This window comes from Coprococcus intestinihominis (genome assembly GCF_040096555.1).
GTDB classification, from domain to species: Bacteria; Bacillota; Clostridia; order Lachnospirales; family Lachnospiraceae; genus Coprococcus_A; species Coprococcus_A intestinihominis.
On sequence record NZ_JBBMEK010000199.1, the window covers coordinates 1 to 6,226 of the forward strand.

Genomic DNA, 6,226 nt, shown 5'->3' on the forward strand with positions numbered 1-6,226 from the left:
GGGGAATTCTATTTCCCTTTGTACTTGGCGGAGCGATCGCATTTGTGATCAACGTGCCAATGAGCTTTTTGGAAAAGAAAATTTTTGGAAGAGTAAAAAAAGAAAATAAGATAGTCGTAAAATTGGCAAGACCGATAAGCCTGCTCCTTACGATTGTATTTGCGGTTGGCGTGATCGTATTGGTAATGTTTGGCGTGATCCCGCAGCTTACGCGGACAGTGGGAACCCTGATGGTGAGCATCGCTGATTTTATTCCGCAGATGCAAAGCTGGATCCGGGAATTTTCCCATAATAATCAGGAAGTCATGAAGCTGGTAGATCAGGTACAGTTTAATTCGGATCAGGCAATCAAGTGGGGGATAAGCTTTCTTGGAAACGGTGCAGGAAATATGATGAATACCACAATGTCAGCATTGGGTTCCATAGTCAGTGGATTGGCAACCTTTTTTATTGCATTTTCATTTGCCTGTTATGTTCTTTTTCAGAAGGAGAAGCTGCACGTGCAGATCCGAAAAGTAATTTTCGCTTTTCTTCCAAGGAAAAAAGCAGATGCTTTTCTTAAAGTCTGTTCTCTGACTTATCGGACATTTGCAAATTTTCTTGCAGGTCAGTGTCTGGAAGCCGTGATTCTCGGCTGTATGTTTGTTGTTATATTGAGTATTATGAGGATGCCATATGCACTTTTGATCGGGATTTTGATTGCGTTTACCGCATTGATCCCAATTTTCGGGGCTTTCATCGGATGTGCAGTGGGAAGCTTTTTGATTTTTATGGTAAGTCCGGAACAGGCGATTTTATTCATTATAGTATTTCTGGTGCTGCAGCAGATTGAGGGAAATCTGATCTATCCTCATGTTGTGGGTGAATCGGTAGGGCTTCCGTCAATCTGGGTTCTTGCAGCAGTTACGATCGGTGGAAACCTTATGGGAATTGTAGGTATGCTTGTTTTTATTCCGCTGTTGTCCGTGTTTTATACTATTTTTCGGGAATTCGTATATCTGCGTCTGAAAAAGAAGCATATCAAACAGGTGACAAAGACAGAAATTGAGGAATATACGGTGGAGGAAACACGACAAACGCATGAGTAAATAAATTGTGAACACGTCCCTTTTCTGATAAAATTAAAAGAAAAGGGGCGTTGGTATATGCAGGAATTATTAGATTGGATGGAATATATTGAGGATGTGTTATGGGAATGATATCACCGAATATAAAAAGGATTGATGGCAGATAATCATTCATGCTTTTAGATTACATGACGATGGCGATTCTGCCGAAGCATCTGCTGGAAGGTGAGAATATGCAGGAATCCGATTTCTTCAGAGCGCCGGAGATTATCTGAATCCGAGACGGAAAGTCTGTGATCAGTATGTGGAGACACTGCGATGTCATCAGAAAATCTCAAAGAAAGAGGGCTATGAGGCTGCAAAGCTGACTCGAATTTGATACAAAAGTTTATCCGTTTAAAGTGATAATTTATCAAAAATAGGGTTGACATTCTGAAATTATATGCTAAAATTAAATCAAACTTTTGAGACGGAGATAACGTTCACATAAGCACCGTACAGAGAGCAGGAGGAGCTGAGAACCTGTGGAGACGCTGGTGAGCAAATGGACCGTTGAGGGCCAGGGGAAAGGCATTGAATATGATGCGGAGTATCTGAGGACGTAGACCGGCGTTAACGGTAGAGAATGTGTTGGCATTTTCATGATGAGTGGATTTTATAATCAATAAAGGTGGTACCGCAGATATATCTGTCCTTTGTATAGGGCGGATTTTTTTGTTTTATGGGAACTTTTCCCGAGGCGCCAACTGCAAATGATTTGCAGATAAAACAATCTGTGTGTTCTGACTGTGAAGCAAACTCCTCATAGAAAAGCCTGTATTTTAAGGAAAGATTGAAAGAGAGGTAATTTTCATGAAAAAGTTATTATCAGCAGTATGTATTTTGGCGATGACAGCAATGACACTGGCAGGTTGTGGTTCTTCTTCCACACAGGAGACGAAGGCGGCGACGACAGAAGCAGCCGTTTCCGAGGCAGCATCTGAAGCATCAGAGGCGCTTGATTCCGAAGGCGCGAAGGCCAATGGCAGTTATACAGTAGGTATCATCCAGTTGATTGAGAATGGCGCATTTAACGACATGCGTGAAGGCTTTATTGAAGAACTTCAGGCAAAAGGCTATACAGAAGATAAACTGACAGTGGATTACAAGTGTGCACAGGGTGATGCAACCAACCTTCAGACAATTGCCCAGTCTATGGCAGACGGCGATTATGATCTGGTTTGTACAATTGCTACACCGGCCACACAGGCAATGGTCAATCTTGAGACCGATACACCGGTTGTATTTATCGCTGTTTCAGCACCTGTAGCAGCAGGCGTTATCACAGATATGGATCACCCGGACAAGAATGCAACAGGTACATCCAATGCAATTCCTGTTTCTGACATTTTCGCACTGAACAATCAGCTGACACCGGACTGCAAGACATTTGGTTTCCTGTACTGCACAAGCGAAGTTAATTCTGTGAATACAATCGAAGCAGCCAAGGAATACTGTGATGCTAATGGTCTTTCTTATAAAGAAGCAACAGTGACGAACTCTTCAGAAGTTCAGCAGGCTGCTCAGTCATTGGTTGGCAGCGTTGATGCCATGTTTGTTCCGAATGATTCTGTCATTCAGGCCAGCATGACACTTGTATCAGAAGTAGCAAGAGATGCCAAGATCCCAGTATACTGCAGTTCAGCAACAACCGTTGAATCTGGTGCATTTGCAACAGTTGCTATCAGCGATAAAGGCATTGGCAGTATGAGCGCAGATATGGCAGTACAGATTCTTGAAGGCACAGCAGTTGCAGATATTCCTGCAGTCGTTGTTCCGGCATCCGCAACAGTTATCAATAACCAGACACTTGAGGCACTTGGCATTACTTTACCGGAAGGTGTACAGAGTACAGCAACTTTTGTAGATGATGCAAAGTAGGATTGCAAAGTAATTCTATATGCTATATGATATGAATAAAAGAAATAGTGTTTACCCTCTGCATATGCAGGGGGTAAACGCAAGAAAAGAACAAAAATGAAAAGGACGTAGAAAAGTATGACTTTATTGATTGGCTCTTTGCAGCTTGGTTTTCTTTACAGTATTATGGTGCTTGGCATCTATATCAGTTTTAGAATCTTGAATATTCCCGATCTGACAACGGAAGGCAGCTTTACTTTCGGTCTGGCAGCATCCTCGATATTGACGGCTGCGGGCCATCCGCTACTTGGACTTGTGGGTGCAATTATCGCAGGCGCATTGGCCGGTAGCGTGACAGGATTTCTTCAGACGAAATTAGATATTCATCCGGTTCTGGCAGGTATCCTGACAATGAGTGGATTGTATTCGATTAATCTGTTTGTGATGGGCGGCGCATCCAATGTGACACTGCTCAATAACGATACTGTTTTCACACTGTTTTTGAAGATCTTTCCTTTTATGTCGAAGGATGCTGTCAAATTATTTGTTGCCATTGCGGCAGTTGTGATTGTCACTGTTTTACTGACGGTATTTTTCAAGACATCTCTTGGACTTTCCATTCGTGCCACCGGAGATAATGCCGATATGGTCCGTGCTTCCTCAATTAATGTGGATGCCGTGAAGATGATCGCATTGGCAATCAGCAATGCCTGCATCGCGTTTTGCGGTGGTCTGATCGCTCAGTATCAGAGCTTTGCAGACATCAATTCCGGTGTCGGTATTCTTGTTGTCGGTTTGGCTTCTGTGATTATCGGCGAAGCTTTCTTTGGCCACAGAAGTCTGATGATCGGGTTTATTTCAGCCATTGTGGGTTCCATTGTGTACCGCTATATTATTGCCCTGGCAACAAAATCCGATATGTTCCCGGCGTACATGCTGAAATTGATTTCGGCAATTATTGTAACCGTTGCGTTGGCTGTTCCGGCTATCAAGGCCAAAATGGCGAATGATAAGCTGAAGCGACAGGGGATGAGAGAAAGTGATGGAGGAAGATAGATATGCTGGAAGTGATCAATGCATCAAAGACCTTTGCAAAAGGCACACCCAATGAACATAAGGCACTGGATCATCTGAATCTGTCCCTGAAAGAGGGGGAATTTGTGACGATTCTCGGTTCCAATGGTGCCGGTAAATCAACATTATTTAATGCTATTTGCGGTAATTTTCTTCTGGATGAAGGCAGTGTGATTCTGGATGGGAAGAATATTTCCTATTTGCCGGAACATCAGCGGTCGGCTTCCATCGGACGTCTGTTTCAGGATCCGATGAAAGGAACCGCACCGAATCTGACCATTGAAGAGAATCTGGCACTGGCTTATTCCAAGAACACGAAAGGTCTTTTCAGATTTGCTATTACAAAGAAAGACCGTGAGATGTTTTGTGAAGCACTGAAGCGTTTTGATATGGGACTGGAAGACCGTATGGCTACGAAGATCGGACTTTTATCCGGTGGACAGAGACAGGTAGTTACATTGTTGATGAGTACCATTGTGACACCGAAGCTGCTGCTTCTGGATGAACATACGGCGGCTCTGGATCCGGCCACAGCTGAGAAGGTGATGGCCATAACTAATGATATTGTCCATGAGCGCAATCTGACGACTCTGATGATCACCCACAATATGGGGCAGGCACTGACAACAGGCAGCCGAACCATTATGCTGGATTCCGGTGCGATTATCTTTGACATTAAAGAAGAAGAGCGGAAGCATATGACAGTTTCTGATCTGCTGGATATGTATTCAGAGAAGAAAAAAGAAGAATTTGATAATGACAGAATATTGCTGAATTAAAGATGAGGAGGGGAGAAATTCCCTTCCTTTTTAAATCCATTTCACAGGTGTATTGACATTAAAAAACAATCGCTGTATAATGTTGAACGTAAAACAGTTTGATGTGCAACAGTTTCGACGGAAACAAAATGCATACAGAACAAAGACATTCAGAAAGGAGCTATGTCATGTGCAGAAAGGACCTGCCATGCAGGGAAGAGTTAGGTCTATTGATTCTTCGTACAGCGACGATGATCCGCAGAAAGGCCGATAGTAATGTCTATATGAGTAAGGTTCATAAGATTACAGGATCCAATGGCTGGATTCTCGGATACCTGGCAGACCATGAGAATGAAGAGATTTATCAGAAGGATATAGAAGAAAAATTTTGTGTGACCAGGTCAACGGTTTCCAAAGTGTTAAAGGGCATGGAGAGCAAAGGACTGCTTAGGAGGGAAAGTGTCTCCAGTGATGCCAGATTGAAGCGGCTTGTTCTGACTGAGGAAGGACGAGAGATCAATGCTAATGCAGCGGTGGAGAGAATAGAGCTTGAAAACAGGATCAGGGACGGGCTGTCGTATGAAGAGTTTCATACCCTGATGCATTTATTGAAGAGAGTTGCAGATAACATGTTAGAAGAATAAGCCGTCCTTATTTGACAGATGCGGCTAGCCAGATAGAGATAGGAGGATTATTTGTATGATTAAAACGCTGGCCGGAAGTATCCGGCAATACAAGAAACAGACGATCATGTCTCCTGTGACAGTGGCGTTGGAAGTCTTTTTGGAGATTATGATTCCACTGATCATGGCAAAACTGATCGATGAAGGTATCGATCAGGGAGATATGGGCGTTATATGGAAGTATGGATTGATTTTGCTTGCTGTGGCGATGATTTCATTGTTCTGCGGTGCCATTTCAGGAAAGTTTGCGGCACAGGCTTCATCTGGTTTTGCAAAGAACCTGCGTCAGGATATCTATTATAAGGTACAGGAGTTTTCCTTTGCCAATATCGATAAGTTTTCGACTGCCAGTCTTGTTACACGTATGACGACAGATATTACCAATATTCAGATGGCCTTCCAGATGATTATCCGAATTGCAGTCAGAAGCCCGATCATGCTTGTCTGTGCACTGTTTGCGGCTTTCAAAATTGATGCGCAGTTGTCATTAATTTATGTGATCACTGTGCCGATTCTCGGTATTGGCCTTTATGCGATTATCATGAAAGTGCATCCGATTTTTGAGAGGGTGTTTAAGACGTATGACCATCTGAATGCGATTGTTCAGGAGAATCTGTATGGTATTCGCGTCGTGAAATCCTTTACCCGTGAAGATCATGAGGTCGGAAAGTTTGATCAGGTTTCCGATAATATTTACAGGAATTTTGTAAAGGCGGAGCAGATTCTGGCCTTTAATATGCCGTTG

At 43.1% G+C, this 6,226-nt stretch carries 6 protein-coding genes; all 6 read left to right on the top strand.

The genetic code is table 11. The annotated features are described in order from the left end of the window. Window positions 1–1,088 (top strand): AI-2E family transporter (locus WMO25_RS13380; protein WP_349085713.1); only part of this gene is annotated, 1,088 nt, incomplete at its 5' end. Between the two features lie 831 nt (window positions 1,089–1,919). Continuing rightward, window positions 1,920–2,987 carry an ABC transporter substrate-binding protein gene (locus WMO25_RS13385; RefSeq protein WP_349085715.1) on the top strand — a complete coding sequence of 356 codons (1,068 nt, stop codon included), beginning with the start codon at window positions 1,920–1,922 and terminating at the stop codon, window positions 2,985–2,987. A 117-nt stretch (window positions 2,988–3,104) separates the two neighbouring features. Then, window positions 3,105–4,022 (top strand): ABC transporter permease, encoded by a 918-nt coding sequence (locus WMO25_RS13390; RefSeq protein WP_349085717.1) that lies wholly within the window; start codon window positions 3,105–3,107, stop codon window positions 4,020–4,022. 2 nt (window positions 4,023–4,024) lie between these two features. Next, the gene (locus WMO25_RS13395) at window positions 4,025–4,819 is read left to right on the top strand and encodes an ABC transporter ATP-binding protein (protein WP_015514625.1); all 795 of its coding nucleotides are present in this window, start codon (window positions 4,025–4,027) and stop codon (window positions 4,817–4,819) included. 167 nt (window positions 4,820–4,986) lie between these two features. Further along, window positions 4,987–5,442, top strand: a complete 456-nt coding sequence (locus WMO25_RS13400; RefSeq protein ID WP_349085719.1) for a MarR family winged helix-turn-helix transcriptional regulator — start codon at window positions 4,987–4,989, stop codon at window positions 5,440–5,442. A gap of 55 nt (window positions 5,443–5,497) precedes the next feature. After that, window positions 5,498–6,226 (top strand): ABC transporter permease (locus WMO25_RS13405; protein WP_349085721.1); only part of this gene is annotated, 729 nt, incomplete at its 3' end.